Raw genomic sequence first — 26096 nt, forward strand, 5'->3', positions numbered from 1 at the left:
TGCATAACGTTATCAATAAACGCTATCTATTTAAATTTTAATTCGACTTGCTCATCACCCAAGAGGGTTTTCAAATCGTATAATAGCTGGTCGCTTGGCGATACACGCCACTGTACCCCTAACTCTAGCATACCTTGCGCTTCATCTCTTTGATAAAAAACGCGAACGGGGCAAATCCCTTCTTTATAAGGTGTTAACACCTGTGTAAATTGCTCTATAAAGCGTCCCGAGAGCTGATTTTTATTGACTTGTAAATCCAATGAGGCGACATAATTCTCACGAGCATCGGCTATCGTCATAATATCTCGGGCGGTCATTGTAATACCCCCAGAGTAATCATCAAAGCTGACCTGTCCGCTACAGACTAAAATAGCATCAGAAACAAGCAATTCTGCAAATCTATCATAGTCATCTGGAAATAAACGTATATCCATGCGAGCACTTTTATCGTCAAGTGTTACTAACGCCCAACGCCGACCACGTTTATTAACTAATACCCGCACGCCTAGCACTAAACCAACCGCCACGGTTGTTTTATCTTTATTTGTCGGTTGTAAACTCACTAAACGACCAGTGGCGTAACGCTTAATTTCACTTAAATAGCGATTGATAGGATGACCGGTTAAATATAACCCCAAGGTTTCCTTTTCACCATCAAGCCATTGTTGTTCAGGCCACATAGGTACATTTTTAAAGGCCTGCCGATTATCTTCTGGCTCTTCGTTAATCAAACCAAATAAATCATTTTGCCCGATAGCTTGCGCTTTTGCATGTTGCTCTGCCGCTTTTAATGCTTCAGGCAATGATTCAAATAATGCTGCGCGATGTGGTCCTGATTCCGTTTTCGGCCCCAGTGCATCCATAGCTCCCGCTTTTATGAGTTTTTCTAATACTCGCTTATTGGTTTTCTTGGTATCAACACGAGCACAAAAATCAAATAAGTCTACAAATTCACCATCATTTTCACGTGCCGCTATGATTGCTTCTATCGGCCCTTCACCGACACCTTTAATAGCACCGATGCCATAAATAATTTGATCTTGTTCATTGACGGTAAATTTATATTGGCCGCTATTAACATCGGGCGGTAATAAATCTAAGCCCATGTTTTCACACTCATCAACTAAGGTGACAATTTTTTCGGTGTTATCCATATCGGCAGACATTACCGCGGCCATAAACGGTGCAGGGAAGTGGGTTTTCATCCACAGTGTTTGATATGACACTAATGCATAAGCAGCAGAATGTGATTTGTTAAAGCCATAACCGGCAAATTTTTCAACTAAATCAAAAATTTTCATTGCCAGTTCGCCATCAACACCACGCTTGATAGCACCCGCTTCAAAACCGGCACGTTGCTTCGCCATTTCTTCCGGTTTTTTCTTACCCATAGCACGCCGTAACATGTCGGCACCACCAAGTGAGTAACCTGCTAGTACCTGTGCTATTTGCATAACCTGCTCTTGATACAAAATAATGCCGTAGGTCGGCTCAAGAATCGGTTTTAAGTCTATATGCTGCCAGGTTTCATCTGGGTAACTGATCGCTTCACGGCCATGTTTTCGTTCGATAAAGTTATCAACCATGCCCGATTGCAAAGGCCCTGGCCTAAATAAGGCCACCAGTGCGATAATATCTTCAAAACAATCCGGTTTAAGCTTTGCTATTAGCGACTTCATACCGCTAGATTCAAGCTGGAAAACCGCCGTCGTTTCTGATTTTAATAATACTTTAAAGCTGGCTTTATCTTCGAGATCAATGGCAGCGATATTGATGGGTTCTTTGCCTTCTCTTAATAACTTTGCATCTGCCATTTCAATGGCCCACTGCAAAATAGTTAAGGTGCGCAGACCAAGAAAGTCAAACTTGACTAACCCAGCGTCTTCCACATCATTTTTATCAAACTGAGTGACCGGGTTATTGCCTTCTTCGTCACAATAAAGTGGTGCAAAGTCAGTAATAGTTGTAGGAGAAATAACCACACCACCGGCATGTTTACCGGCGTTTCGTGTCGTGCCTTCTAAGATACGACACATATCAATTAAATCTTTGACGTCGCTATCTTGGGCGTACACTTCTGGTAATTTGGGCTCTTCTTCAAAGGCTTTAGCTAAGGTCATACCCGGTGTTGGTGGAATAAGTTTTGATATCCGATCAACAAAACCATAAGGATGCCCCAACACACGACCGACATCACGAATAACCGCTTTAGCAGCCATAGTACCAAAGGTAATAATTTGTGATACCGCGTCACGACCATAAAGTTCAGCAACGTGATCAATAACCTCATCGCGCCTATCCATACAAAAGTCGATATCAAAATCCGGCATCGAAACACGTTCAGGGTTAAGAAAACGTTCGAACAGCAGGTCATATTCAAGCGGATCAAGGTCGGTAATTTTTTGGGCATAAGCTACCAACGAGCCGGCACCTGAACCACGACCAGGGCCTACCGGTATATTGTTATCTTTACTCCACTGAATAAACTCCATAACAATCAGGAAGTAGCCCGGGAACCCCATATTGTTAACAACTTCTAATTCTATTGCTAAACGCTCATCATAGGGCTTTCTTTTTTCAGCAAAGTCAGGTGCATCTTTATCAAATAAAAACTCTAATCGCTCTTGTAAGCCTTCTTCCGATACCTTAACTAAGTAATCTTCTATTGATAGCCCTTCTGTTGGAAAGTCAGGTAAAACATACTCACCTAAACGCACTGTAACGTTACAACGCTTAGCAATTTCTACTGAGTTAGCGAGTGCTTCTGGAATATCAGCAAACAACTCGAGCATTTCGTCTTCGCTGCGCAAGTATTGCTCTTTAGAGTATTTTTTCGGTCGCCGTTTATCATCAAGCGTGTAACCATCATGAATGGCAACACGTATTTCATGAGCATCAAAGTCATCAGGACTTAAAAACATCACTTCATTCGTTGCTACCACCGGTAAATCATGACTCGTCGCTAATGCTAAAGCCAAGTGCAGGTAATTTTCTTCGTCACTACGGCCCGTGCGAATTAACTCAAGATAAAAACAATCAGGGAAATATTGCTGATAAAATGCGACCATTTGCTCAGCAAATTCACTATTACCTTTGAGCAAGGCTTTACCGATATCACCTTCTCGGCCACCCGATAATAGAATTAAGCCTTCAGCGTGTTCAATTAACCAATCGCGGTCTATCACCGCTTTGCCTTGAATATGGCCTCGTAAATAGGCTTTAGAGATTAATTCTGTCAGGTTTTTATAACCTGCATTATTAGTGGTTAATACCACTAAGCGTGATAATTCGTTTTCTAACGCTGCGCTTTTTACCCAAAAATCACAACCTATAATAGGCTTTATACCCGCGCCATGTGCAGCATGGTAGTATTTAACTAAACCACATAAATTGGTTTGATCAGTCAGTGCTAAGGCTGGCATGTTTAAATCAGCGGCGCGAGCAACTATTGGCTTAACTTTTTTTAAGCCGTCAGACATAGAATAATCACTATGTATTCTTAGATGTATAAATTTAGGATCATTAACCACTGTTGCTTGGCATGATTCAGTCGTAGGGATTGGGAGATCAGATTCAGACATCTAGTGCTCTAATTATTTTTATTATGCGTTGCTGCATTAGCGAGTACATTGGCTACCGGTTTAAAACTTCTACGATAACAGTCGAGCACACCATGCTCTATAATTTTTTCTAGATGTAACTTAGTTGGATAACCTTTATGTTGTGCGAAACCATAATAAGGATATAACTTGTCTAAAGCGATCATTTCATCGTCTCTAGCCACTTTAGCCAAAATAGAGGCAGCACTAATTTCTGCAACTCGCGCATCTCCTTTAACAACACTTTGACAAGCAATGACGCCTCCGTCATGAGCAAATGTTGGACAGCGGTTACCATCAACGAGAACGTAGTCAGGTAGTACAGCTAGCCCCTGCACTGCTCGTTGCATAGCAAGCATAGTAGCGTGGAGAATATTAAGGGTGTCTATTTCTTCAGGCGACGCACGACCAATTGACCAAGCAATTGCTCGTTGTTTAATTTCTACCGATAATAACTGTCTTTTTTTATCTGACAGTTTCTTTGAGTCCATTAAGCCTTCGATTGGGTTATCGGGATCTAATATCACCGCAGCGGTGACCACGTCACCAACCAAAGGACCTCGCCCAACTTCATCAACACCGGCAACACAATAGGCGACAGGGTATTCAAATGGTTCAAATGTTTTTTTTACAGCAGGCATAATTACTCTGATTCAATATTATAATAAGTCGATTACGGCTTTAGCTGCTTGCTCACTCGCATTTTGCTTAAGCATTAAATGAATATCAGTATAGGCTTGGTTCAAAGCTGATTGATCTTCAAACATTCGTTCTTCAACTAACGGTAAAATATTGTCGACGGTGACTTTACCTTGCAGTAGTTCTGGCACCAAACTTTTATTAGCAAGTAAATTAGGTAATGAAAACCACTTCAGCTTCACGAAACCTTTAAACATATGATATGTCAAAGGGTTAAACTTATAACAAATTACCATAGGGCGTTTTATTAAGGCCGCCTCTAGCGTTACTGTCCCTGAAGCTGTTAATAAACAATCACTAGCAGCCATGACTTGTTGCGTTTTACCGACAATAACGCTCAAAGGTAATTCAGGTGCTATTTTTTCATGCAGTTGACGAAATTGTGCTGCCCTTTTTTCACTGACCATAGGAACAACAAATTTCAGCTTTGAAGATTGAGCTTGCTTACTTTCAAGCAGTTTTTTGGCTGTTTGTAAAAAAGGAGCAACTAATCGAGATAATTCGCCTCCTCTACTACCAGGCATCAGTGCTAATATTTTTGCTGACTCTGATAAACCAAGTGCCTCTCGCGCAAGTAACTTATCAGAGACTAACGGGATATCATCAGCAAGTGAGTGGCCAACAAAGGTACAAGGTATTTGATGCTTATCATAAAATGCTTTTTCAAAAGGCAGTAATGACAACACCATGTTAGTGGCTTTGGCTATTTTAAAGACACGTTTTTCACGCCATGCCCAAACTGATGGGCTGACATAATGTACTGTTTTTATCCCTTGAGCCTTTAATGTTCCTTCCAAAGTAATATTAAAGTCAGGTGCATCAATACCAATAAAAACATTCGGTTTATTGGCAATAAAGTATTCACCCAAGGATTTTCTAATATGTAATAAGCGACGAAGCCTACCCAGCACTTCAAACACGCCCATTACCGATAGCTCTTCCATATCAAACAAGCTATCAAAGCCTAACGCTAACATTTTAGGACCACCAATACCGACAAACTTTGCATTAGGGTGACTAAGCTTAAGTTGCTGCATTAAACCAGCGCCTAAGGTGTCGCCGGAGTGTTCACCAACGACAATAGCGAATATAATTTCAGGTTGATTCATATTTTGACTAATAGATTTTTATCGGCCATTAAAGCCTGTGTGGTTGCTTTGCTCACAAAAATTAACGGATAATGCCACGACTAGAGTTTTTGATGAAGTCGCTGAAAAAGCCCAACTCAACCATATTTCCGTCTAAACTCGCAATTTTATCCATGGCTTCATCAATAGTTAAACCTTGACGATAAACAGCTTTGTATGCGCGTTTGATATTCAAAATAACCGCTTTATCAAAACCGCGACGTTTTAAGCCTTCACTGTTAAGACCAAAAGGTTTTGCCGGTTGGCCTGAGGCCATGACATAAGGTGGAATGTCTTTAAGAATTAACGAATTGGCGCCAACAAAACAATGGTCACCAATATGGCAAAATTGATGAACACCCGTCATACCACCAATAATTGCATGGTCACCAACGTGCACATGACCTGCAATAGATGCACCATTTGCCATGATACAGTGGCTTCCCACCATGCAGTCATGGGCAATATGGGTGTATGCCATAAATAAGTTATTGCTGCCAATTTGCGTTAAGCTATTGTCTTGGATAGTACCACGGTGAACGGTGCAATATTCACGGAAAGTATTGTTATCTCCAATCACCAGTTCAGTAGGCTCACCTGCATATTTTAAATCTTGGCAATCTTCACCAATAGACGCAAACTGAAAAATTCGATTGCCTTTACCCAGTGTCGTTGGTCCATTAATGACTACATGTGAACTAATATGACAATCATCACCAATAACGACGTTAGCGGCTATATAAGTCCACGGGCCTATTTTGACGTTGTTACCAATAACCGCGCCATCTTCAATAATCGCTTGCGGGTGAATTAATGATGTTGAATTATCCATATTATATTGCTCTTCTTGCACACATTAGGTCAGCAGAGCATACTACTTTGCCATCAACTCTTGCTTCGCCATAAAATTTCCACATACCACGACGCTCTTTAACAAACTCTAAATGTAAATGCATGGTATCACCAGGGTGAACAGGCTTTTTAAATTTAGCTTTATCTATTGATGCGAATAGAAACAGCTCACCGTCACTTTGATCTTCCACAGACTTGAAGCCAAGTATGCCACTTGCCTGAGCAAGCGCTTCGAGAATAAGCACACCTGGGAAAATAGAGTAACTCGGAAAATGGCCCATAAAAGCGGGTTCATTAACCGTGACATTTTTTATCGCATGGATTGATTTCCCTGGCGTATAATCAAGCACTCTATCGACTAATAAAAACGGATAACGATGCGGAATAAGTGTTTTAATTTCTTCGATATCAATAATGTTATTTTGAGAATCCAAAATTCTTCCTCTTTTTACTTAACTATGGCGAGAGCTTACGCTAGTTTTTTAAAGCGTCTATGTCTTTTTCTACAGTAATTAAACGTTTAGTTAACGACTCAAGCTTTTTAATTCTAGCATTGTTTTTATGCCATTCTTTATTTGGCTGACAAGGCATACCTGATGAGTAAACACCGGGCTCAGATATCGCTTTTGTTACCATGGTCATCCCGGTAAATACACAGCCATCCGTAATACTGATATGGCCATTTATGCCTACTAGACCAGCAATCACGCAGTTTTTACCAACTTCTGTACTACCTGCAATAACACTACATGCGGCAATAGCGGTATTTTCGCCGATCACTACATTATGAGCAATCTGTATTTGATTATCTAAAATAACACCATTGTGAATAATCGTGTTACCTAAAGCACCCCGGTCAATGGTCGTACTCGCACCAATTTCAACATTGTCACCAATAACAACTGTACCCAATTGCGGTATTTTAACCCAGCTGCCTTTATTATTTGCATAGCCAAAACCATCGGCACCAATAACGGTATTAGCATGAACTAAACATTGCTCGCCAATCTCTACACCATGATAAATACTTACATTAGACCACAAGGTAGAGTTAGCACCGATTTGAGCGGCAACACCAATAAAGCTGCCAGCGCCTATACTAACACCATCAGCAATATTAGCACCGGTTTCAATCACAGCATTTGCCCCGATGGTAACCCCCTCTCCCAACATAACGCCATCAGCGATAACGGCACTAGGGTGAATACTCTTGGCCGGCTTAGGTGTAGTATCAAGCAACTGAGCAACTAAAGCGTAACCCATATAAGGGTTATCCATCACTAAAGCATTGGTTTTACATAAGTCAGCCTGAGCCTTTGTGATAATAACAGCGCTAGCTTGAGTAGTAGCTAACTGAGTACTGTATTTACTATTAGCTAAGAAGGCAATTTGTCCTGAGGTTGCAGAAGTTAAGGTGGCAATACTTGATATTTCACATTGCTCGTCGCCGATAACAGCCGCGCCTATTTTGTTTGCAATATCTGCAAGGGTGTAACTCATAAGTATAAACTTCTTTTAATGGTATCTAATTGCTATAAGCATAGATTTAAAGAAAAGCGCTTGCCACTTAAGGGCTAAACGCAATATTCCGAATCAATAGATTCGGAATATTTAAATAGACGAGAAAGCAAAGAAATAAAGCATTGCTGGCTTTATTCCTATTGCCTAACACAAGTTATTATTTCAACTTGCTTACTTGTTCAACTACTTCTGCAGTAATAGTATTGTCTGACTTGGCATAAACAACAGCACTTTGCTCAAGCACTAAATCGTAATTGCCTTTAGCAGCAACTTTATCAATGGCTTGACGAACAAGTGCAATGATTTTGTTAGTTTCTTCGTTTTTACGTGTACCAGTTTTCTGTTGGAAAGCTTTACCTCTAACTTGGTAATCTTGAAAAAGCGAGCCAATTTTTTTATCAAGTTCTTCAACTTCTTTTGAACTCATTAAAGAGCCGTCACGTTTTTTCTTCTCTTGATGATATTTAATATCTTGCTCTAATTGTGCAAGTACCGCTTTCTCATCTTTGAATTCTTCTTCCAAGCTTTTCATAACAGTAGCTGTTTGTGGGATTTTCCCCATAACTTCTTGAAAATTCACTACGCCAATTTTTTGATCTGCAGCTAATGCTGAGTTCGCTAATAAAAAGCTTGATGCTGCAGTGGCAATCACAATAGATTTAATCAATTTTTTCAATTTTTACTCCTAAAATATTTTACAATATTTTTTATCTTTATTTATTATGCGGTAGTTATACCGTCTCAAGTAATTTCGTTCAAGCCTATTTGTCTAAAGAGCGCAGAATAATAGTTATTCTAGCGCTCTATTTGCTTAGATTAGAAAGTTTGACCAATGTTAAAGCTGAAGAACTCAGTGTCATCACCTTCTTCTTCTTTCAGTGTTTTCGCAAAACTAAAGACCATAGGTCCCATGGGCGATAACCACTGTAGAGATAATCCGGCAGACGCTCTAAAGCGTCCAACATCAGAATAGTCAGCCAGTTTTGCTAACTCGATATCGGCTAACGTATCATAATCATCTAGGCTGAACTCTGTATCCCAAACATTACCAGCATCAATGAAGAAGCTCGTGCGAACACTATTGCTATAGCCTTCATCTAAAAATGGCGTTGGAACAATCAGTTCAAGTCCAGCTAAGGCGATGGCATTGCCCCCTACTGAACGCTTAGAAGTCTGAATAAAGTCATGGTCTGTGCCTAAACAACAGCCAGAATCTGAATCTACTGAATCAGGCGTACCTGAAATAGTTGTAGGTCTGCGATATATTGCTCTCGGTCCAACAGTATTAGATTCGAAACCACGTAAGGTGCCTGAACCACCTGCTCTAAAGTTTTCCCAAAACGGTAAAATTTGATCATTGCCTTCTATAGAGCCATAACCATTACCATAACCTAATTGGAATTTCGCTAAAACAGTCCAACTTTGATCACGTGTTATCGGAAAATACCATTTCGTATCTAAATTAATTTTAAAATAATTTACATCTGAATTTGGTGTAGTCATTTTATATGACAAAGATTGCTGTGAACCATCACTAGGGAATGTTCCGCGATTCAGTGTTGAGCGTGATAATGAAATATTCATATCAAAGTTTTCAAAATTCAAACCACCATCTGGATCATCCGGGTCTGAATATAATTCATAAAACTTCTGAATTTGTTCATAGGTTTCTAAGCGTGTAATGCCGTTATTTTTATAACCTAAGCCAAAGGTCAAGCGCACGTACTCATTAATAGGAAAACCAAGTGTCATACCTACGCCATAGGTTTTATTGTTGTATTCAACTAAGTTAGCGTTACCTGCGTCAAACTCTTGATAGAAAATATTACCACCAAGTGAGACACCATCAACAGTAAAATAAGGATCGGTATAAGAAACATTTGCACTTTTTGAGTAGCTAGAAGTATTGATACTAAAACCTAAACGGTTACCTGTACCCAAAAAGTTATTTTGTTGAATACCTGCGTTTAAGCTTAACTGTGTTGTAGAGCCATAACCAATACCAGCTGTAAATGAGCCTGACGGCTGCTCTTTCACTTCAAAGTCAATGTTTACTAGGTCATCTTCACCAGGCAACTGATTGGTTTCAAACTCAACCGTTTCCATATAAGGTAAACGTTGTAGCCAAGCCTTAGAGCCTTCAACTAAATCATTTGATAACCAGGCACCTTCCATTTGTCGCATTTCTCGGCGCAACACGTGTTCAGCAGTAACGTGGTTACCCTTGAAGTTGATACGATTAACATAAACCCGTTTACCAGGGTCGACTGAGAGTACAAGTTTAACGGTTTTGTTGTCTTCGTCAATTTCAGGAATAGTCACTACTTTAGGGTAAGCATAACCATAACGACCTAAAAATTTACTGATCAGTTCTTCTGAATAAGTAACAAGCGCACCATTGTAAAGCTCTTCAGCTCTAATGGGGGTAATCGCACGAATAGTATCTTCAAAACCGGCCATATCACCAATAAAGTCAACACCACTTACGGTATAAATATCGCCTTCAGTAACATTTAGTGAAATATAAACGGCTTTTTTATCTGGTGTCATCGACACTTGAGTCGAGTCAACTTTATATTGTAAGTAACCTCGATCAAGGTAGTAACTTTTGATGGTTTCCATATCACCTTGCAAGGTTTGCTTTTGATAGCGATCTTGCGCCATAAAATCCCACCAAGGCGAGTCGTAAGTAAGCTCTATACGTTCTAATAGCTCAGCATCTGAAAACTTTTCGTTACCGACAATGTTGATTTGCTCAATGGCTGCAGCATCGCCTTCTTCAAAAGCAAAGTCAATATTAACGCGGTTACGCGGTAAATGCGTAACTTTGGCTTTAACATCTGCATTATACTTACCAACACTGTGATAGAAGTTTTCCAAGCCAACTTCTATGCCTGAGATAACGGTCATATCAAGTGTTTCACCAACACGAATATCGCTACCGTCAAGGCTTTCAGTTAATTGTTCGTCTTTTAAGTCTTTATTCCCATCAAAGGTTATTGCGCTAATTGTCGATCTTTCTTGAACGCGGTAAATAATGGTGTTGCCATCTCTTGACACCACAACATCACTAAAGTGACCTGACTTATAAAGCGCTTTGATTGATTGTGAAACACGAAAGTCGTTTAAGTTATCACCAACATTAAATGGAATATGCGTTAATGCAGCTCCTAGAGCTACACGCTGTAAACCTTTAACTTGAATATTGTCTACTTGAAAATCGTCAGCTGCTTGCACTGATGTTCCCAAACTACCTAATAATACCGCCAGGGCAAGTTTTTTAATAATCATAAAATATTAACTTTATACTTCTTTTAGTTATAATCGCGATAAATCGTTAAATATGGCGATACTCATTAAGCTTAGTAGCGCTATAGTACCAAATTTAAAACCTATTTCTTGTATTTTTTCCGGTACAGGTTTCCCTGTTAAAAGCTCTACAAAATAATAAAATAAGTGCCCTCCATCTAAAACCGGCAATGGTAAAAGGTTTATTATGCCAAGATTAATACTAATTAGCGCCAAGAAGCCTAAAAAGTAAACAAAACCATAATCTGCACTGTTACCCGCGCCTTGCGCAATTGATATAGGACCACTCAAGTTTTTTACTGATACATCACCGGTAATTAACTTACCTATCATATCGAAACTCAATACCACTAGGTTCCAAGTTTTACTAGCACTTTCTTCAAGCGCTGCAATAGGACCATAAACATGTTCAAATAAATATGCTTCTGGATAAGGGTCTGAGATTGGTCTTACACCTAAATAACCAATAACTTTACCTTGAAATTCTTTTGCTTCAGGCTTAACGCTGAGCTCGATACTCTTACCTTCTCGCAATACCGTTACAACGACAGTTTCTGCTGGATATTGTTTAATCAGATCTGAAAAAACTTGCCATTGACCGTCAATATTCTTATCTGCAATAGAAAGTAATTCATCATTAACTTTTAAACCAGCTTTCTCTGCAGGGCTACCTTCGGCTACCACGGCCAGTTTTGCGTAAACATTAGCACGGTATGGCACTAAACCTAAACTGGTAATCGCTGATTCCTTCTCAGGAGAGAAGTCCCAGCTTGCGGTGTCTAAGCGAATATCTTGCGGCACCGTTCGGCTTTTTGCCTTTATAGTTAAAACAATATCACTATCACCTATTGCACTAACCAATGCTAAGTTAACATCTTGCCAATCCGCTGTTTTTTCTCCAGAAATAGCAATAATTTCACTACTTTTGGGTAATTGGGCTTTGGCGGCAATAGAGTCAACAACAACATCACCAATAATAGGTTTTACACTAGGAACACCGATTAAGAACATCAGATAAAATGCCACAATTGCAAAAGCAAAATTAGCAAAAGGTCCTGCAGCAATAATAGCAATACGTTGATAAACCGACTTATTGTCAAATGTTAGAGGTATTTGTGCCGCTGTGACATCGTCAACACGGCTGTCCAGCATTTTTACATAACCACCAAGTGGTATCAGTGCGATAACAAACTCAGTGCCATGACGATCAATCTTGCGCCAGATAGCCTTACCAAAGCCGATAGAGAACCGCTGCACTTGCACACCATTTTTACGTGCAACCCAAAAGTGACCGTACTCATGAACAGTGATCAAAATACCCAATGCAACAACAAAAGATACTAGGTTCCATAAAAAATCTATCATTCTACTACTCTATAATGGCTTTAATGTTCTGATTCAGCGACTAAAGATCGCGCAAACACTCGAACACTTTTGTCTAGTGCAATAACATCTTCTATTGAAGTTACCTTTTCTGAGACAAATTTATTCACGGAAGTTTCATTTATTTTCACGATATCGGTGAATTTAATTTTTTCGCTCAAAAAAGCATCAACCGCAATTTCATTGGCAGCGTTTAAAGCTGTACATGCGCCTTGGCCATTTTTGCAGGCATCAATAGCGAGTTTCAAATTCGGATATTTAGCAAAGTCGACATCTTCAAATTCAAAAGATTTTGCGGTAAAGAAATCAAATGCAGCAACACCAGAATCAATCCGCTCAGGAAAGCTCAATGCATGTGCTATAGGTGTTCGCATATCCGGATTCCCCATTTGGGCAATAACAGAGCCATCTTTATACTGCACCATAGAGTGAATGGTGCTTTGTGGATGCAGAACAACTTGAATATCATCAGGTTCAAGGTTAAATAACCACTTAGCTTCGATGAATTCTAAACCTTTATTCATCATAGTGGCTGAATCAACAGATATCTTTCGCCCCATATCCCAATTGGGATGAGCACAAGCTTGATCTGGAGTAACGCTATCAAGGTCAGTTTGCTGCCAAGTTCTAAAAGGACCGCCTGAGCCAGTAAGCAGCACTTTACTCACACCTTCATTAGGTAAGTCACAGTAACCTGGCTGCTGCTGTGCGTTTAACGGTAAGCACTGAAATATTGCGTTATGCTCACTATCAATAGGTAATAATTGCGCACCTGAGCGTTTCACAGCTTCAATAAAAATTGCACCTGAGGTAACAAGCGCTTCTTTATTCGCAAGTAATACTTTTTTACCGGCTTCAACCGCAGCTAATGTCGGCAGTAATCCTGATGCCCCAACGATAGCGGCCATAACCGTATCAGTTGTTGGCTCTTGTGCAATAGTTGCTAGCGCACAGGCGCCAGATAGCACTTCAATATGAGCTAAGTCGACCTCGTTAAGCTTACTTTTTAATAATTCGGCATGCTCTTCTGAAACCATCACTACTTTGTTGGGCTGAAACTCAAGACATTGCGCTACCATAATATCAACGCTCGCATGTGCCGACAGGCTAACAACATTAAACTTTGTCGGATGTAAGCGAACAACATCTAAGGTACTTTTACCAATCGAGCCTGTAGAACCTAAAATACACAATTTTTGCATTTATTTTACCAACCCAAATATGCGTAACATAGTGCATATATCGGCGCAGTTGCAGTTAAACTGTCAATACGGTCAAGTACACCGCCGTGACCCGGTAAAATAGAGCCACTGTCTTTGACACCCGCTTGACGCTTAAACATGCTTTCATTTAAATCGCCAAGTACTGAAATAGTCGTAATAAGAACCGTCACAGGTATAACAATAAAATACTGCGCACTAGACCAATCAATAAAATAGCCGGCAATTGCTACGGTGATACAGGCAAACACAACGCCACCCAAAAAGCCTTCCAAGGTTTTTCCAGGGCTTACATTAGGCAGTAGCTTGCGCTTACCAATAGACTTACCAACAAAGTATGCGCCAACATCCGCGCTCCAAACCATCAAGAATAGAAACATTAATAATTGTGCACCATGGTAAGCATCTACTTGGTAATCACTGCTTCTAAGCACCATAAAGGCAAGCCAGGTAGGGATCAGAGTTAACCAACCAAAGAGTCCACGCACCGAACGATGGCTTGACCAAAAGGTACTACAACGCGGATATAAAAAGGTTAAACCGGCAGATAATAACCACCAGGCAACGGCTAACCATAAGATAATATTGACTTGCTCTAACAAAACTTTAGGTGCATGCCATAACTGCTCAATAGGTATTAAAAACCAGATAGTTGCAATTAATATACTGGTTATGCCAACAAAAACTAAACGACGAGCTTTGCTAGCAAAGCCCATGAGCGGCCCCCACTCCCAAGCACCGATAGCCATAACGACCAGCATAACTGCTGCAAAGTTAATGAGAGATAGATAAAAGATCGCTAAAATCGCAGCGGGTGCGAGGATTAATGCCGTAATGATACGTTGTTTTAACAAACGATATTCCTTAATTTATGCACGGGCTTTAAGCTTTCATTTGAGTTTTTACCACACTCTGAAAGTTAAAAAGTCCCTAAGTAATTTTTAGTTTTTATTAGTTACTTGTTCACTGGTTTGACCAAAACGTCGTTCACGTTGATCAAACAATGTCATTGCTTTAGTAAACTCTGCTTCGTTGAAATCTGGCCAAAGTACTTCAGTAAAGTACAATTCAGCGTAAGCTGCTTGCCAGAGCAAAAAGTTACTAATACGATAATCACCACCGGTTCTAATTAATAAATCTAACTCTGGAAGTTCAGCTAAACTGGTCTGTTCATGCAATGATGCCTCGGTGATATCATCAGCGTTTATTTCTTGGCGCTCGACTTGTTTCGCTAACGCTTTTGCTGCATGTGTAATGTCCCAACGACCACCATAGTTAGCCGCTATAGATAGCACCATACCCGTATTTTCAGCGGTTAGTGCTTCAGACTCTTTAATCATTTTCTGTAATTTACTGGAGAACTTAGATAAATCACCGATCACTTGAAATTTAATGCTGTTTTTATGTAAGCGTTTAACCTCTCGGGTTAACACAAACATAAATAAATCCATTAGCACACTAACTTCGGTTTCTGGACGTTGCCAATTCTCACTGCTAAAGGCAAATAAAGTCAAGGCTTTAACACCATGCTTTGCCGCTGTAGCTACAGTAGATCTTACTGACTCAACGCCAGATTTATGCCCTGCTACCCGCTTCTTTCCCCGAAGCTGTGCCCAACGACCATTACCGTCCATAATAATGGCAACATGTTGAGGTGTTTTTACCTCAACCGTTAGCGTTTGCTTAAATTGATTTTCTGTATTACTCACATGTTCTCCATCGTAAGCTTAATCCTACATGTTAAATATTTTACTGGCATATGCAAAAACGCCGTAGTCATTATCTACGGCGTCATGGATTAAGCAATGAAAATTTTAAATTTCCATTAATTCCTTTTCTTTAACGGATAAAACATCATCAACTTGTTTAATAAATGTGTCCGTAATTTTTTGTACTTCATCTTCAGCTTGATGCATTTCATCATCGCTGATATCTTTTTCTTTATTCAACGATTTGATATCTGAGTTGGCATCGCGACGAATATTGCGAATAGCGACTTTACCACCTTCAGCTTCACCACGAACAACTTTGACTAAATCTTTACGACGTTCTTCTGTTAACGCAGGTAAAGGAATGCGAATTAACGTACCTTGAGATGAAGGGTTAAGTCCAAGATCAGATTTTAAAATAGCTTTTTCAACCGCACCAATCATGCCTTTATCAAATACTGTAATTGCTAAAGTACGAGCGTCGGGTACAGAAATGTTACCTACTTGACTTAATGGAGTATCCATACCGTAATATTCAACGACAATATTATCAAGTAACGAGCGATGCGCTCGGCCAGTACGTATTTTGTTCAAACTAATTTTTAATGACTCGATACTTTTCGCCATTCTTTCTTGAGCGTCTTGTTTTATTTCGTTTATCACTATGTTATTCCTGCACTAATTAATTTAAATTTTCAGCGTGATCGATTGTTGTACCTTCTTCACCGCCCATAATGACAGACTTTAACGCGCCAGGTTTATTCATATTAAACACACGTAAGGTCATACTATGATCGCGGGCTAAGGTAAAAGCGGCTAAATCCATCACTTGTAATTCTTTCTCTAGCACTTCTTGATAGCTCAAGTGGCTATATAAAGTAGCGTCTGGGTTTGCTACCGGGTCTTCTGAGTAAATACCATCAACTTTAGTTGCTTTTAACACAACATCAGCTTCTATTTCAATGCCACGTAAACAAGCAGCAGAGTCTGTGGTAAAAAACGGGTTGCCTGTGCCGGCACTGAAAATAACCACACGGCCAGATTTTAGTAAGCTGATCGCTTCAGCCCAATTATAACGATCACAAACACCAGCAAGATCAATAGCCGACATTAAGCGAGTATTAACAAAAGCACGATGTAAAGCGTCACGCATAGCCAAACCATTCATCACAGTTGCTAACATGCCCATTTGATCACCGACAACACGATTCATGCCAGCTTCAGCAAGACCTTTACCACGAAAAAGGTTACCACCGCCAATAACTAAGCCGACCTGAATGCCCATTTCGATTAATTCTTTAATTTCTTGTGCCATACGATCCAATACTTTTGGATCTATGCCAAAACCTTCTTCACCCATCAGGGCTTCACCACTAAGTTTTAAAAGGATTCGACGATACATTGGTTTGGGATTGACGCTCATGTAATAAACATTCCTTAAGAATTATTAAATTAAAATAGTCTAGGCCTGATCGACCTCAGCTATTTTAATACGTTTAGCCACGGTTCGAAAGTCTAATATGAAAAAAGTCTAGTGTAGAAGCTATTTATCACTTTTACCGAAATAAATAGTACAATATTTGCACGGAGTTTGTTGTTGTCGCCCGTCACAAGTAAGAAAGGAACATAAGGCTAGCTTTTAAGATAAGGGAAGTTAGCATATGGATAGGAGTACTTAGCTTTTATTTTCAAGCAACATTACTGTACTTCCTATTAAGTAATAAGCAAAATAACGACTCTGTGACTAATAACAGCAACCATAATTAAGTTATATAGAGGCGCTAATATTCAGCTTATTAATCGATAGTTAAATTCAATATCTGATTGACAAATCTCGATAAAAAAAGCGCCGATTGGCGCTTTTTACGAAAGTACTGTCATAGACTAAGACTAATTTACTAAAGTAAATTAAGCCTTAGCTGCAGCGATTTGTGCTTCTACTTCAGCAGCAAAATCTTCTTCTTTCTTCTCAATACCTTCACCAACTTCTAAGCGAACGAATGAAGAAATAGTTAAACCTTTCTCTTTTAACACAGCACCAACAGTTTTCTTAGGTTCCATGATAAAAGCTTGGCCTGTTAAAGAAATTTCACCGGTAAATTTCTTCATACGGCCGATGATGATTTTTTCTAGCAAATCAACTGGCTTTTTCTTGTTTTCTTCAAGCGCATCGTTTTCAGCTTTTAAGATATCCAACTGAATACGTTGTTCGTTTTCAACAACACTAGCAGGAACATCTTCAGGGTTGATAAATTCTGGCTTACTTGCAGCAACGTGCATAGCAATGTGCTTAAGTGCTTCTGCATCACCTTCACCAGCAACAACAACACCGATAGTTGCACCGTGTTTGTATGAAGCTAACGTAGTACCTTCAACATAAGCTACACGACGTACATTGATGTTTTCACCAATTTTAGTCACTAAAGCAACACGCTCTTCTTCAAATTTTGCTTGTAACTCTTCAATAGAAAGTTTTTCAGCGGCAGCAACATCAACAACTTTGTTAGCAAATGCTAAGAAGTTGTCATCTTTTGCTACGAAATCAGTTTGACAGTTAACTTCAACTAATGTGCCGTCTTTAATGATGATTTGGCCTTCAGCAGCAATGTTGCCTGCTTTTTTAGCCGCTTTTGCTTGGCCAGACTTACGCATGTTTTCAATCGCAAGTTCCATATCGCCATCAGCTTCTTGTAAAGCTTTTTTACAATCCATCATGCCCGCAGCTGTGCGTTCACGTAATTCTTTTACTTGTGCAGCAGTAATTGCCATGAAATTTTCCTCAATAAAAATTGTGTTCAGTATTTGCCACAACAACCTTTGTTGTTGTGGCAACAGCAGTAAAAACGTTATTTAAAACTGAAATTATTCAGTTTCAACAAAGCCGTCTTTTTCAGCTTGTACTGCGATGTTTTGCTCACGACCAGAAAGAACAGCGTTTGCAGCTGAGTCTAAGTATAAAGTCACAGCGCGAATCGCATCATCATTACCTGGAACGATGTAGTCAACGCCATCTGGGTTTGAGTTAGTATCAACAACAGAAATTACTGGAATGCCTAAGTTGTTAGCTTCTTTGATTGAAATATGTTCGTGATCAGCATCAATGATGAATAAAACATCAGGTAAACCACCCATGTTTTTGATACCACCAAGGCTTTTCTCAAGCTTTTCCATTTCACGAGTACGCATTAACGCTTCTTTTTTAGTAAGCGCTTCAAAAGTACCGTCTGAAGTTTGAGCTTCAAGATCTTTTAAACGTTTGATTGATTGACGAACTGTTTTCCAGTTTGTCAACATACCACCTAACCAACGGTGATTTACGTAGAATTGATCACATTTAATTGCTGCATCTTTAATTGCATCGCTTGCTGCACGTTTAGTACCAACAAATAAAACTTTACCTTTTTTCGAAGAAACATTGCTTAATACTGCAAGAGCTTCGTTAAACATAGGTACAGTTTGTTCAAGGTTGATAATATGAACTTTATCACGAGCACCAAAAATGTAAGATTTCATTTTTGGGTTCCAGTAACGAGTTTTGTGACCGAAATGGACACCGGCTTTAAGCATATCGCGCATAGAAACGTTTGGCATTTTTTTTCCTTTGTGGGGTTAAGCGTTCATACATCCAATATACACGACCCTTAGTGCGTTTTACGTAAGGTAAATTCGCTGGGCACCCCGGTATACCTTTGCTAGATGTATGTGAGTTTAGTTTTAATGTATTGAATTTTATCAATACCGTTTAAGGCTAAAAATATTTGCAAAATTAATAACAAATTCAGGCAAACAATTTAACGGCGCACTTTATACCACAAACGTAAACATCTGGCTAGTTTTTAGCTAGAAATCATGCTTAAAAGGATTTTATTTTACTAAAGGCTAGGATCTTTAATTACAGCGCGTTAAAATTACGCCAATTTTTCATCAAGCTAATTGAACCATGTCCTTAAATACGCAAAATGCAGAACTTTTTTATATCTACGATAGCCATTGCCCATGGAGTTACGCCTCAACTGTACTTGTTGAGAAAGTATTAAGTGCTTTCCCAGCAATAACATTTAGAGCCATGCATATAAGCTATTACGATGGTGATAATAAAGTATCACCAACAACAATTACCGCAGTTGGTGAATTCAGTAACGTGCCCTTTGGCGCTAACTATATTGACACGCTAAATTACGCGAAAGACTCAACATTAGTCGCCAATCTTATGGCATGGGTACAAAATAAGTCAGCAAAATCAGCTTTCGAATTACTGACGAAGCTGCAACATGCACATTTTATTTTAGGTAATGAATTAACTGATAAAGAAAGTGTCAGTGACATTATTGATGAATTAAAACTGTCACCGCCAGCAAAATGCTTACAATCAAATAAACTGACTAAAGATGCCGAATTTGCTATTCATGATATTACTGAAATTCAAGAAATTATTGGCACACAAGCCATTCCAGCTATGTTGTTAGCTTACAATGAACGTTTAGTTTTATTAAATCACAACCTGTATTTAGAGAACCCAAGCGCTATCATTGATGCCGTAACACTTGAACTAGAGAATATGGCATAACAGCGTTACCCGTATATATTGACAAAATAGCAGACATTCGCATCGTCTAATGTCTGCTCCCCTTCTCGCTTGCCACTTCTCTTTTAGCAGCCAACTTAAATAATTTAACTAATTAATTTATTTTATCTGATGTTTTACGATTGGGAAAAGTTAGAAAACCATGTAAAATCATCAACAATAAATATTTACCAGTTAGCTCCGCTGCTTAATGTAAAAAAGTAGTAAATTATCTATGCTAGCGCCACTAAAATAAAGTCACACTGAGGTTTTATGACAATTACGATTAAAGATCAGCAAGAAATTGAAAAAATGAGAGTTGCAGGAAAGCTTGCCGCAGATGTGCTGGAAATGATCGAGCCTCACGTTAAAGCAGGTGTAACAACCGACGAGTTGAATACATTATGTGCAGAATATACCGAAAAAGTACAAGGGGCTATTTCAGCACCATTGAATTATCACGGCTTTCCAAAATCAATTTGTACATCAGTTAATCATGTTGTATGTCATGGCATTCCAAATGATGTGCCATTAGTTGACGGTGATATTATTAATATTGACATCACTGTGATTAAAGATGGCTACCATGGTGACACTAGCAAAATGTTTTGCATTGGTGAAACGTCACCGGAAGATAACCGCCTTTGCCGTATCACTCAAGAAGCGCTATATGTTGGCCTTAAAAAAGTTAAGCCGGGGAACACTTTTGGTGAAATCGGTACTGCAATTCAAAAATTCATTAAAAAATCGGGTCGCTATTCAATCGTCAAAGAGTATTGTGGTCATGGCATTGGTAAAGAGTTTCATGAAGAGCCACAAATTGTACATTATAAGAATAATGACAAAGATAAAATGGTCGAGGGTATGTGTTTTACCGTTGAGCCTATGATTAACTTAGGCCGTGCTAACACTTTACTCGACAAAGAAGATAACTGGACGGTATACACCCTAGATGGTAAAAAATCAGCGCAATGGGAACATACGGTTGTGGTGACTAAAACAGGATGCGAAATATTAACGTTACGCAAAGATGATACGATACCTAGAATGCTGCATAACTAAATCATCAATTAAGTAGCAAACTAAAGGAATATTTGAAATTATAAGTCAATTGTACAATTAATTAAGATGTGAGAGCTTACTGTTGAATATTACCCCCCCCATTCCAGAACATTACTGTGAAGCTCTCGCTGTTAGCGCTCCTTCGTTAACTAGCTCACAAATTTGCACGTTAAGTCATGAGTTTTTGCAATGGCAAAAATCAGAGTTTCCGATCAGTGAAGTTACCTCTCTTGTAGCTGCTCGAGCCTACTATGTTGATCTGCTTCTAACTAAACTATGGTGCCAGCACCACTTGGACGAGTATCAGATTAGCTTAGCTGCTGTTGGCGGATATGGAAGAAAAGAGCTTCATCCTTATTCTGATGTCGATATTTTGTTACTGACTCAAGACATAGTTGAAGACGATTTAGCCGAAAAGATATCATCCTTTATTACCCAATTATGGGACGTAAAACTCGATATTGGCCACAGTGTTCGTAGTATCAAAGAGTGCTTAAATCAAGCAATTGATGATGTCACTATAGCGACAAACTTAATGGAAATGCGCCAAATTTGTGGCAATCAAGCATTAGTAACTCAGTTACAACCTCTATTAGTTGAAGACATATTTTGGACCTCGGAAAAGTTTTTTCTTGCTAAACGTGATGAGCAATATCAACGTCACCAACAATACCATGGGGCATCATACACACTAGAGCCTAATCTCAAAGCTAACCCCGGTGGTCTAAGAGATATTCAAACCATTGGTTGGGTCGCCAAACGACATTTTATGGCTGATACCCTTGAGCAGCTTATTGATCATCACTATTTAACCAGTAATGAGTTTTTTGAACTTATTGAATGTCAAGATTACCTTTGGCGTATGCGTTGTGCCTTACATTTTATCGCAGGTCGCAATGAAAATAGATTGCTCTTTGATTATCAGGCCGATGTTGCAGAACTTATGGGCTTTGGTGATGGTGGTAAGCTTGCTATTGAACGGATGATGAAACGATTTTTTCGCATTATATCTCGGGTTTCTGAGCTCAACAGGATGTTATTGCAACATTTTGAGTACGCTATTTTAAACAAGAAAAAGCACAGTAAAGAAATTGTTCTCAATGAGGACTTTGTCATTATTGATGGTCAGATCAAGGTATGTAACAGGCGTGTTTTTACCCGCTCAACCAAGATCATGGAAATGTTTTTATTGATCGCTCAGCACAAAGAAATAACCGACTTACACCCGGAAACATTACGTTTAATGCGTAATGCTCGCCGGCGTTTAGTTTCAGGCATGATTGATTACGCACGCTGTCGTGAAATTTTTATCAAACTCATTAAGCATCCAAGAGGCTTAGGCTTAGCATTTACCTTGATGCACCGTCACTCCATTATCGGTGCATATTTACCACAATGGCGTAATATTGCCGGCCAAATGCAATTTGATTTATTTCATGCTTATTCTGTTGATGAACACAGCTACCGTTTACTGAAAAACTTATATCGATTTAGTCAACCCAAATACAATGATGAATATCCTTTGTGCAGTAAAATAGTGCAACGCGTTCGTAAACCTGAACTTTTATATTTCGCCGGTATATTCCACGATATTGCCAAAGGTCGTGGTGGTGATCATGCCAAGCTAGGTGCTGTAGACGCCCTAGATTTTGCTAAAATTCATAAGTTAGGGGATCACGATGGACGAATGATTTCTTGGTTGGTAGAGCAGCATTTATTAATGTCAGTTACAGCACAACGAAGAGACATTTCTGATCCAGAGGTGATTAAAGCTTTTGCAGAAATAGTGCGTGATGAAGCACATCTTGACTATTTATATTGCTTAACGGTTGCCGACATGCGCGCAACAAATGAAAGCTTATGGAATAGCTGGAAAGCTAACTTACTTGAAGACTTATATTACGGTACTAAACGTGCTTTTAGACGCGGTCTAGAAAAGCCAGTTGATTTAAGAGCAAAAATTAGAGAAAACCAGCAGCAAGCTATTGCCATTTTAAAAACACAAATGGTTGATCAAGAACGATTACCACAACTCTGGAAAGAGTTTAAAGCTGATTATTTTTTACGTTATTCACCTGAACAAATTGCTTGGCACTTTCAACATATATTGTCGCACAATAAAGCCAAACCATTGGTTATCATCAGCCCAAAACCTTATCGTGGTGGAACCGAAGTTTTTGTTTATACCAAAGACAAGCCCAATATATTTTTCAATATTGTCTCTTTGTTGGGCGCGAAAAAGCTTTCAATCCATGATGCAAAAATTACGACCAATAAATCTGGCTACACTGCCAATACTTTTGTGGTACTTGATAACCGCAATAAAGCCATAAATGATAGTGCAAGAGCATTAAGTATAGCCCGCTCATTAAGCGTCAGGTTAGCGTCCAAGCAAATCAAGATAAAGCCGAAACCAATCGCTAAACGATTCCGTCAGTTTAAGGTACCAACGCATGTTAGCTTTATTGAAGGAACCACTAAAAATCGTACCATGTTAGAAATAGTCGCTTTGGATCATCCCGGTTTATTAGCTAACATTGCTGCTATATTTCAAAAATGTCAAATCCAAATACATTCAGCTAAAATCACTACTTTTGGCGAAAAAGCCGAAGATGTTTTTACTGTTTCAAATAATGATAATCAAGCGCTAACTAAAGAGCAGGAAGCCGCATTAGAAGCTATGCTTTGCGCTGATAGTCATCGATAAATTTACCCAATGAATACTAGGAATTCCCTGATGTCAGAATTACAAACAATTATTGAGCAAGCTTTTGAAGATCGTATGAATATTACACCTGCAAGTGTATCTTCAGAAGTTAAACAAGCCGTGTTAGATGCGCTAGCTGCATTAAATGATGGCTCTGCACGAGTTGCAGAAAAAATTGCTGGAGAATGGGTTGTTCACCAGTGGTTAAAAAAAGCCGTATTACTTTCTTTTCGAATTTGGGATAACGACGTTATTGATGGCGCTGAAAGCAAGTTTTTTGATAAAGTACCAATGAAGTACAGTAATTACAGCCATGCTGATTTTGTTGCTGATGGCGTTAGAGTAGTACCGGGAGCATCTGTTCGCACGGGTAGCTACATTGGTAAAAATGTTGTTGTTATGCCAAGTTTCGTTAATATTGGTGCCTATGTCGATGAAGGGTGTATGGTTGATGGTTGGGCTACAGTCGGCTCTTGTGCACAAATAGGTAAGAATGTGCATCTATCTGGTGGTGTAGGTATTGGTGGCGTATTGGAGCCATTGCAAGCAGGACCCACGATTATAGAAGATAATTGCTTTATTGGTGCACGTTCGGAAATTGTTGAAGGTGTAGTTGTTGAAGAAGGTGCGGTAATTTCAATGGGCGTTTATATTGGTCAAAGCACACGTATATTTGATCGTGAAACAGGCGAAACCCTCTATGGACGAGTACCTGCTGGCTCAGTAGTTGTTCCTGGTAACTTACCTTCAAAGTGTGGTACTTACAGTTTATATGCAGCAATAATTGTGAAAAAAGTTGACGCTAAAACACGTGCTAAAGTGGGCATTAATGCCCTACTTCGATCGGTATCTGAAGAATAAAAAATCACTTATGTTGTTAACAATGGATAATGACGTCACGCTAAAGCAGTGCATTATTTATTGTTAACAAACTTCAGAAAAATCTATAGCGTGGTTTTTTTGACGCTTGAATCACCGCGCTCCTATTCTCCTCCTTTTTAGCCCACCATACCTAGTAAAATAGCATTAATCAATATATCTATAATGATTTAACAACACATGCCAATTAATTTTTATACTTTAAATTCAATTAATTAAATAAAACCTCTTCGCTAATAGTTTCATATTACATTGTCAAAATTATAATTGGCATAACCTTTGCGATAGTGATAACAAGTCATCTTAATTATCACAACACTATGAAAAATTTATTAACACTCGGCGCTACTTTAGTTATCACATTACTTTCAGCATGTAGTTCAACACAGCAAACTATTGTTGAGAAAAAGCCCCTCGTTTCAGATCATTATTTAATGCTGAGTTTACTTAATCGCCCAATGACACAAGATCAACAAATGATGTTAGCTTTTGCAGAGCAACGTGAAAATTATCAGAGCCTTTATTTTGTTAATGCAGTTACGATAAAAGGCGAAAAAAATGAAAAGCAAACAACAAGAGCGCAGCATCGTTACAGCAATTTAATTGCACAAGACTTTAACTCAGTACAAATTAGTGGCCCAAACTAATCAATTTAAAAATGACTTATATGGATATCATAGTCCAGGTGATCTAAAAACTGTCTTGCTGCCATTGTAAGACAGAAAAAACTTGTTGCCATTGCTCATCGAACTCAGCTTCTATCGTGATCCCCAACTCTGTTACAGGATGAATGAAGTCTATACACTTCGCGATTAACATTAACCGCTTAAAACCAAAATACTCACCAAAGAACGGGTTTTGCTTGTTATCTCCGTAGTTTATATCGCCAATTATCGGATGACGTAAATGCGCAAGGTGGCGACGTATTTGATGACGACGCCCTGTATGAGGCTGACACTTAATCAACGAATATCTCACACTTGAATATTTACCTAGAGGGACAGGTAATGAAGCTGTTATTATTGACTGATAGTGAGTTTGCGCACTTTGAGCTTCTTTATCCCGGCTAACGTTTTTATCACCTAAATCATCGAGCTTTTCTTTTAAGGGGTGATCAACCACACCATCGTTCAACAGGTGTCCACGTGTTAAGGCATAGTATGTCTTTTTAATATTTCGATCGGTAAACGCCTGCCCCATTAAGCGAGCAACATCTTGTGTTAACGCAAAGAGTAAAACACCTGAAGTTGGTCTATCTAAGCGGTGCAGCGGATATACGTACTGACCAATTTGATCACGTACTAGCTGCAGGGCAAAATAAACTTCATCTTTATCCATAAAGCTACGATGAACGAATAAACCCGCAGGCTTATCAACCGCGACAATAAATTCATCTTGATATAAAATTTTTAATATCGGCTTATCAACAATAACCGTTCCAGCACTTTTAATGGTCATGTGTAGT

22 protein-coding genes are annotated in these 26096 nt (G+C 39.1%); 5 read left to right on the forward strand and 17 right to left on the reverse strand.

What is annotated here, in order from left to right:
• Positions 1 to 26: 26 nt before the first annotated feature.
• The 16 genes from dnaE to rpsB all read right to left on the reverse strand — a co-directional run bounded on the left by dnaE (position 27) and on the right by rpsB (position 19010).
• A complete protein-coding gene (gene dnaE / locus B0169_RS05460) occupies positions 27 to 3479 on the reverse strand; it encodes a DNA polymerase III subunit alpha (protein ID WP_412842116.1) in 3453 nt (1150 codons plus the stop codon).
• 110 nt (positions 3480 to 3589) lie between these two features.
• Positions 3590 to 4240, reverse strand: a complete 651-nt coding sequence (gene rnhB, locus B0169_RS05465; protein WP_077284963.1) for a ribonuclease HII — start codon at positions 4238 to 4240, stop codon at positions 3590 to 3592.
• Positions 4241 to 4258: 18 nt separating this feature from the next.
• On the reverse strand, positions 4259 to 5407 hold the full coding sequence (lpxB, locus tag B0169_RS05470) for a lipid-A-disaccharide synthase (protein ID WP_077284964.1): 1149 nt from the start codon (positions 5405 to 5407) through the stop codon (positions 4259 to 4261).
• 61 nt (positions 5408 to 5468) lie between these two features.
• Positions 5469 to 6257: an acyl-ACP--UDP-N-acetylglucosamine O-acyltransferase gene (lpxA, locus tag B0169_RS05475; protein WP_077284965.1), complete on the reverse strand. Its 789-nt coding sequence runs from the start codon at positions 6255 to 6257 to the stop codon at positions 5469 to 5471.
• A gap of 1 nt (position 6258) precedes the next feature.
• Positions 6259 to 6711, reverse strand: a complete 453-nt coding sequence (gene fabZ, locus B0169_RS05480; protein ID WP_077284966.1) for a 3-hydroxyacyl-ACP dehydratase FabZ — start codon at positions 6709 to 6711, stop codon at positions 6259 to 6261.
• Positions 6712 to 6751: 40 nt separating this feature from the next.
• On the reverse strand, positions 6752 to 7783 hold the full coding sequence (gene lpxD, locus B0169_RS05485; RefSeq protein ID WP_143323479.1) for a UDP-3-O-(3-hydroxymyristoyl)glucosamine N-acyltransferase: 1032 nt from the start codon (positions 7781 to 7783) through the stop codon (positions 6752 to 6754).
• Positions 7784 to 7955: 172 nt separating this feature from the next.
• Positions 7956 to 8474 carry an OmpH/Skp family outer membrane protein gene (locus B0169_RS05490; protein WP_077284968.1) on the reverse strand — a complete coding sequence of 173 codons (519 nt, stop codon included), beginning with the start codon at positions 8472 to 8474 and terminating at the stop codon, positions 7956 to 7958.
• Positions 8475 to 8614: 140 nt separating this feature from the next.
• Positions 8615 to 11089, reverse strand: a complete 2475-nt coding sequence (gene bamA, locus B0169_RS05495; RefSeq protein ID WP_077284969.1) for an outer membrane protein assembly factor BamA — start codon at positions 11087 to 11089, stop codon at positions 8615 to 8617.
• A 27-nt stretch (positions 11090 to 11116) separates the two neighbouring features.
• A complete protein-coding gene (gene rseP, locus B0169_RS05500) occupies positions 11117 to 12472 on the reverse strand; it encodes a sigma E protease regulator RseP (protein WP_077284970.1) in 1356 nt (451 codons plus the stop codon).
• Positions 12473 to 12492: 20 nt separating this feature from the next.
• Positions 12493 to 13692 carry a 1-deoxy-D-xylulose-5-phosphate reductoisomerase gene (gene ispC / locus B0169_RS05505; protein ID WP_077284971.1) on the reverse strand — a complete coding sequence of 400 codons (1200 nt, stop codon included), beginning with the start codon at positions 13690 to 13692 and terminating at the stop codon, positions 12493 to 12495.
• Between the two features lie 5 nt (positions 13693 to 13697).
• On the reverse strand, positions 13698 to 14564 hold the full coding sequence (locus B0169_RS05510) for a phosphatidate cytidylyltransferase (protein ID WP_077284972.1): 867 nt from the start codon (positions 14562 to 14564) through the stop codon (positions 13698 to 13700).
• An 87-nt stretch (positions 14565 to 14651) separates the two neighbouring features.
• The gene (locus B0169_RS05515) at positions 14652 to 15419 is read right to left on the reverse strand and encodes an isoprenyl transferase (RefSeq protein WP_077284973.1); all 768 of its coding nucleotides are present in this window, start codon (positions 15417 to 15419) and stop codon (positions 14652 to 14654) included.
• A 105-nt stretch (positions 15420 to 15524) separates the two neighbouring features.
• A complete protein-coding gene (gene frr, locus B0169_RS05520) occupies positions 15525 to 16082 on the reverse strand; it encodes a ribosome recycling factor (protein ID WP_077284974.1) in 558 nt (185 codons plus the stop codon).
• A gap of 19 nt (positions 16083 to 16101) precedes the next feature.
• Positions 16102 to 16842, reverse strand: coding sequence for a UMP kinase (gene pyrH, locus B0169_RS05525; RefSeq protein ID WP_077284975.1), 741 nt, complete (start codon positions 16840 to 16842; stop codon positions 16102 to 16104).
• Positions 16843 to 17327: 485 nt separating this feature from the next.
• On the reverse strand, positions 17328 to 18188 hold the full coding sequence (gene tsf, locus B0169_RS05530) for a translation elongation factor Ts (RefSeq protein WP_077284976.1): 861 nt from the start codon (positions 18186 to 18188) through the stop codon (positions 17328 to 17330).
• 93 nt (positions 18189 to 18281) lie between these two features.
• Positions 18282 to 19010, reverse strand: a complete 729-nt coding sequence (rpsB, locus tag B0169_RS05535) for a 30S ribosomal protein S2 (protein WP_077284977.1) — start codon at positions 19008 to 19010, stop codon at positions 18282 to 18284.
• A gap of 349 nt (positions 19011 to 19359) precedes the next feature.
• On the opposite strand from rpsB, the gene B0169_RS05540 reads away from it, so the two are divergent.
• From B0169_RS05540 to B0169_RS05560, 5 genes are all read left to right on the forward strand, one after another.
• A complete protein-coding gene (locus tag B0169_RS05540; protein ID WP_077284978.1) occupies positions 19360 to 19986 on the forward strand; it encodes a hypothetical protein in 627 nt (208 codons plus the stop codon).
• A gap of 270 nt (positions 19987 to 20256) precedes the next feature.
• Positions 20257 to 21045: a type I methionyl aminopeptidase gene (gene map, locus B0169_RS05545; RefSeq protein WP_077284979.1), complete on the forward strand. Its 789-nt coding sequence runs from the start codon at positions 20257 to 20259 to the stop codon at positions 21043 to 21045.
• A gap of 82 nt (positions 21046 to 21127) precedes the next feature.
• Complete coding sequence (gene glnD, locus B0169_RS05550; protein ID WP_077284980.1) at positions 21128 to 23752, forward strand: [protein-PII] uridylyltransferase; 2625 nt, start codon at positions 21128 to 21130, stop codon at positions 23750 to 23752.
• Positions 23753 to 23782: 30 nt separating this feature from the next.
• Positions 23783 to 24613, forward strand: a complete 831-nt coding sequence (gene dapD, locus B0169_RS05555) for a 2,3,4,5-tetrahydropyridine-2,6-dicarboxylate N-succinyltransferase (protein WP_077284981.1) — start codon at positions 23783 to 23785, stop codon at positions 24611 to 24613.
• 338 nt (positions 24614 to 24951) lie between these two features.
• Entirely contained in the window at positions 24952 to 25278 is a 327-nt protein-coding gene (locus tag B0169_RS05560; protein WP_077284982.1) for a hypothetical protein, read from the forward strand.
• Between the two features lie 43 nt (positions 25279 to 25321).
• Here B0169_RS05560 and truC read toward each other — a convergent pair whose 3' ends face one another.
• Positions 25322 to 26089 (reverse strand): tRNA pseudouridine(65) synthase TruC, encoded by a 768-nt coding sequence (truC, locus tag B0169_RS05565; RefSeq protein ID WP_235838482.1) that lies wholly within the window; start codon positions 26087 to 26089, stop codon positions 25322 to 25324.
• Between the last annotated feature and the right edge of the window lie 7 nt (positions 26090 to 26096).

The sequence above is a fragment of the Cognaticolwellia aestuarii genome (assembly GCF_002000025.1).
GTDB classification, from domain to species: domain Bacteria; phylum Pseudomonadota; class Gammaproteobacteria; order Enterobacterales; family Alteromonadaceae; genus Cognaticolwellia; species Cognaticolwellia aestuarii.

What these genes read in the sequence shown, in the direction of transcription:
- lpxA (WP_077284965.1), bottom strand. Translation starts at nt 6,257, where the DNA reads ATGGATAATTCAACATCATTAATTCACCCGCAAGCGATTATTGAAGAT.
- rseP (WP_077284970.1), bottom strand. Translation starts at nt 12,472, where the DNA reads ATGATAGATTTTTTATGGAACCTAGTATCTTTTGTTGTTGCATTGGGT.
- lpxB (WP_077284964.1), bottom strand. Translation starts at nt 5,407, where the DNA reads ATGAATCAACCTGAAATTATATTCGCTATTGTCGTTGGTGAACACTCC.
- pyrH (WP_077284975.1), bottom strand. Translation starts at nt 16,842, where the DNA reads ATGAGCGTCAATCCCAAACCAATGTATCGTCGAATCCTTTTAAAACTT.
- dnaE (WP_412842116.1), bottom strand. Translation starts at nt 3,479, where the DNA reads ATGTCTGACGGCTTAAAAAAAGTTAAGCCAATAGTTGCTCGCGCCGCT.
- rnhB (WP_077284963.1), bottom strand. Translation starts at nt 4,240, where the DNA reads ATGCCTGCTGTAAAAAAAACATTTGAACCATTTGAATACCCTGTCGCC.
- truC (WP_235838482.1), bottom strand. Translation starts at nt 26,089, where the DNA reads ATGACCATTAAAAGTGCTGGAACGGTTATTGTTGATAAGCCGATATTA.
- B0169_RS05560 (WP_077284982.1), top strand. Translation starts at nt 24,952, where the DNA reads ATGAAAAATTTATTAACACTCGGCGCTACTTTAGTTATCACATTACTT.
- ispC (WP_077284971.1), bottom strand. Translation starts at nt 13,692, where the DNA reads ATGCAAAAATTGTGTATTTTAGGTTCTACAGGCTCGATTGGTAAAAGT.
- tsf (WP_077284976.1), bottom strand. Translation starts at nt 18,188, where the DNA reads ATGGCAATTACTGCTGCACAAGTAAAAGAATTACGTGAACGCACAGCT.
- bamA (WP_077284969.1), bottom strand. Translation starts at nt 11,089, where the DNA reads ATGATTATTAAAAAACTTGCCCTGGCGGTATTATTAGGTAGTTTGGGA.
- B0169_RS05540 (WP_077284978.1), top strand. Translation starts at nt 19,360, where the DNA reads ATGTCCTTAAATACGCAAAATGCAGAACTTTTTTATATCTACGATAGC.
- rpsB (WP_077284977.1), bottom strand. Translation starts at nt 19,010, where the DNA reads ATGCCAAACGTTTCTATGCGCGATATGCTTAAAGCCGGTGTCCATTTC.
- map (WP_077284979.1), top strand. Translation starts at nt 20,257, where the DNA reads ATGACAATTACGATTAAAGATCAGCAAGAAATTGAAAAAATGAGAGTT.
- dapD (WP_077284981.1), top strand. Translation starts at nt 23,783, where the DNA reads ATGTCAGAATTACAAACAATTATTGAGCAAGCTTTTGAAGATCGTATG.